This window comes from Streptosporangium oxazolinicum, assembly GCF_039537505.1.
Classification (GTDB): Bacteria; Actinomycetota; Actinomycetes; order Streptosporangiales; family Streptosporangiaceae; genus Streptosporangium; species Streptosporangium oxazolinicum.
Genome location: NZ_BAABAQ010000041.1, coordinates 1 through 746 on the forward strand (window position 1 = coordinate 1; position 746 = coordinate 746).

1 rRNA gene is annotated in these 746 nt (G+C 61.4%); it reads left to right on the top strand.

Annotation, left to right across the window (positions count from 1 at the left end):
* Nucleotides 1-221: ribosomal RNA gene (locus ABD817_RS39425) — 16S ribosomal RNA — on the top strand; the annotation flags it as partial.
* Nucleotides 222-746 lie beyond the last annotated feature (525 nt).

Below are 746 nucleotides of genomic sequence, written 5' to 3' on the forward strand. Positions count from 1 at the left end.
ATGAAGTCGGAGTCGCTAGTAATCGCAGATCAGCAACGCTGCGGTGAATACGTTCCCGGGCCTTGTACACACCGCCCGTCACGTCACGAAAGTCGGCAACACCCGAAGCCCGTGGCCCAACCGGACTCGTCTGGGGGGAGCGGTCGAAGGTGGGGCTGGCGATTGGGACGAAGTCGTAACAAGGTAGCCGTACCGGAAGGTGCGGCTGGATCACCTCCTTTCTAAGGAGCACCGGCCTCCCACGCTCTTCGGACGTGTGGGGGTCTACGCCGTGTTCGTGAGCGAACGTCTCACGCCCGGCACGCTCATTAGTGGAGCACTGGCTACTCGGATCAGCATGATCGCTGACCGGCTAGTACCGCCTGGTGTGTCTCTTCGGAGGCGCGCGGGGAGTGGGAACGACGGTTTCAGGGGTTGAGCGGGTTCGAACACACTGTTGGGTCCTGAGGAAACGGACCATGTCTCGGGGCTGCTGCCGGTTGGTGGTGGTCCTGGGTGTCTGCCCCGGGTTCGGGGTGGGTGTCTGTTTGGCCTCGTGCGGGACCAGCCTCCTGTCAAACCAGCTCATCGCGGTGCGCACTTCGTGTGTGTGGTGTGGGTGGGTGTTGGTGGCGGGTCTGGTGTGGTCGCTGTTTGTTGTTTGAGATTTGCATAGTGGACGCGAGCATCTTTGTGGCCAAGTTTTTTAGGGCACACGGTGGATGCCTTGGCATCAGGAGCCGATGAAGGACGTGGGAGGCTGCGTT